Below are 3,262 nucleotides of genomic sequence, written 5' to 3'. Positions count from 1 at the left end.
AAGCACCTCTGATCTAAATGCGAATTTAGAAATGAGTTTAACGAGAACCAAGGAACGTAAGTTCCTTAGAACTTGAAACGTCACAAGAGCAATCGAGTGATATAAGTCAAGCTACTAAGGGCATACGGTGGATGCCTTGGCACTAAGAGCCGATGAAGGACGCGGTAAGCTGCGAAAAGCCACGGGGAACTGCAAGCAAGTCTTGATCCGTGGATGTCCGAATGGGGAAACCCACCATCCGTCATGGGATGGTATCCTACGGGAGGGGAACCCGGTGAACTGAAACATCTAAGTAGCCGGAGGAAGAGAAATCAAACGAGATGCCCACAGTAGCGGCGAGCGAAGAGGGCAGAGCCTAAACCAGTCATCTTCGGATGGTTGGGGTTACGGACCTGCATCAACCGAGTCCTACCTAGTCGAATTACCTGGAAAGGTAAGCCAGAGAGCGTAAGAGCCGCGTAGGTGAAAGGAAGGACGAGGGGGCAGGGATCCAGAGTACCACGAAGCACGAGGAATTTTGTGGGAAGTCGGGGGGACCACCCTCCAAGGCTAAACACTTCTTAGTGACCGATAGCGCATAGTACCGTGAGGGAAAGGTGAAAAGAACCGCGGGAGCGGAGTGAAAGAGAACCTGAAACCGTATGTCTACAAGCAGTCGGAGCGCAAGCGACGGCGTGCCTATTGAAGAATGAGCCAACGAGTTACGGGCGCCAGCGAGGTTAAGCAGGAAATGCGGAGCCGGAGCGAAAGCGAGTCTAAACAGGGCGGATAGTTGGTGTTCGTAGACCCGAAACTGTAGTGATCTACCCATGATCAGGTTGAAGCGCAGGTAAAAATGCGTGGAGGACCGAACCGGTGAGCGTTGAAAAGCTTTCGGATGAATCGTGGGTAGCGGTGAAATTCCAATCGAACGCAGAGATAGCTGGTTCTCCTCGAAATAGCTTTAGGGCTAGCCTCAAGCAGTAAGCATAGGCGGTAGAGCACTGATCGGGATAGGGTCCGTAAAGGATACCGAACCCTGTCAAACTACGAATGGTTATGCTGCAGAGCTTGGGAGTCAGACTACGAGAGATAAGTCCCGTTGTCAAAAGGGAAACAGCCCAGACCGTCAGCTAAGGTCCCCAATGCCATACTAAGTGGAAAAGGATGTGGGGTCTCATAAACAACCAGGATGTTGGCTCAGAAGCAGCCACCATTTAAAGAGTGCGTAATAGCTCACTGGTCGAGAGGCCCTGCGCCGAAGATTCCCGGGGCTAAAGTATGGAACCGAAGCTACGGATGCGGTACTTGTACCGCGTGGTAGAGGAGCGTTCCCATTGGGTTGAAGTCGTCCTGGAAGGGACGGTGGACTGGTGGGAAGTGAGAATGTTGGCATGAGTAGCGAAAAGATAGGTGAGAATCCTATCCACCGAAAGCATAAGGATTCCTGAGCAACGATCGTCGTCTCAGGGTAAGTCGGGACCTAATCCGAGGCATGGAGCGTAGGAGATGGACAACTGGTTGATATTCCAGTACCGGCAGCAATCGTTTGAACGATGGAGTGACGCAGGAAGGCAGGTCCGCGCGAGAATGGTAGATCGCGTACAAGCGTGCAGGCTGGTGCACAGGCAAATCCGTGTACTGAGGCTGAGGCGTGATGTGGAGGGAACTTGTTCCCGAAGGGATTGAGCCTACGCTGCCGAGAAAAGCTTCTAGTGAGAAAGCTGCCGCCCGTACCGTAAACCGACACAGGTATGCGGGGAGAGAATCCTAAGGTGCGCGGGAGAACCCTCGTTAAGGAACTCGGCAAAATGTACCCGTAACTTCGGGATAAGGGTAGCCACAGTGGTGAAGGGACTTGCTCCTGGAGCCTAGTGTGGTCGCAGAGAAGAGGCCCAAGCGACTGTTAACCAGAAACACAGGTGCCTGCGAAAGAGAAATCTGATGTATAGGTGCTGACACCTGCCCAGTGCTGGAAGGTTAAAGAAGGATGTCCGGGTTCGACCCAAAGCATTTGACTGAAGCCCCAGTGAACGGCGGCCGTAACTATAACGGTCCTAAGGTAGCGAAATTCCTTGTCGGGTAAGTTCCGACCCGCACGAAAGGTGTAACGATTTGGGCACTGTCTCAACGAGGGACCCGGTGAAATTGAAATACCTGTGAAGATGCAGGTTACCCGCGACTGGACAGAAAGACCCCATGGAGCTTTACTGTAACCTAATATTGGGTTCTGATATTCGACGCACAGGATAGGTGGGAGGCTTGGAGCATGGTCCTCTGGGATCATGGGAGCCGCCGTTGGGATACCACCCTTCGAATATCGGGATTCTAACCGCAGGAGCAACGATCCTCGGGACAGTGTTAGGCGGGCAGTTTGACTGGGGCGGTCGCCTCCTAAAGAGTAACGGAGGCGCCCAAAGGTTCCCTCAGCGCGGACGGAAACCGCGCGACGAGTGTAAAGGCAGAAGGGAGCTTGACTGCGAGCCAAACACGGCGAGCAGGTACGAAAGTAGGGCTTAGTGATCCGGTGGCATCCAAGTGGAAGGGCCATCGCTCAACGGATAAAAGCTACCCTGGGGATAACAGGCTAATCTCTCCCAAGAGTCCATATCGACGGGGAGGTTTGGCACCTCGATGTCGGCTCATCACATCCTGGGGCTGAAGTCGGTCCCAAGGGCTGGGCTGTTCGCCCATTAAAGTGGTACGTGAGCTGGGTTCAGAACGTCGTGAGACAGTTCGGTCCCTATCCATCGCGGGCGTAAGAGATTTGAAGGGGGCTGCTCCTAGTACGAGAGGACCGGAGTGGACGGACCGCTGGTGTACCAATTATCCTGCCAAGGGTATAGTTGGGTAGCTACGTCCGGAACGGATAAACGCTGAAAGCATCTAAGCGTGAAACCATCCTTAAGATGAGATCTCTCATAGAGTAATCTAGTAAGACACCTTGAAGATTACAAGGTTGATAGGCAGGATGTGTAAGCACAGCAATGTGTTAAGCTGACCTGTACTAATATGTCGAGGGCTTGACTTAAGGGCCAAGTTTTCATCGAAGTCCGAAAAGGACAAGGAAGTCTCTTCATGAAGTTTTGAGGGCTCATGCCTTCAACAACATAATCCGGTGACGATAGCTAAGGGGTTCCACCTGTTCCCTTGCCGAACACAGCAGTTAAGCCCTTAAACGCCGAAAGTACTCGACTGGAAACGGTCCGGGAGGATAGGAAGTTGCCGGTTGGATTGACACCTCACTTGCTTTAGGCAGTGGGGTGTTTTTCTTATGTCTGAT

Annotated in this window: 2 rRNA genes; both read left to right on the top strand. The window is 52.6% G+C overall.

What is annotated here, in order from left to right:
• Positions 1-104: 104 nt before the first annotated feature.
• A 23S ribosomal RNA gene (locus HMPREF1246_RS05580) occupies positions 105-3,010 on the top strand.
• Between the two features lie 83 nt (positions 3,011-3,093).
• Positions 3,094-3,210: ribosomal RNA gene (gene rrf / locus HMPREF1246_RS05575) — 5S ribosomal RNA — on the top strand.
• The last annotated feature ends 52 nt before the right edge of the window (positions 3,211-3,262 follow it).

The organism is Acidaminococcus sp. BV3L6, from assembly GCF_000468835.1.
In the GTDB taxonomy this organism is placed as follows: domain Bacteria; phylum Bacillota; class Negativicutes; order Acidaminococcales; family Acidaminococcaceae; genus Acidaminococcus; species Acidaminococcus intestini.
This window is presented reverse-complemented; position numbering and strand designations above follow the sequence as displayed.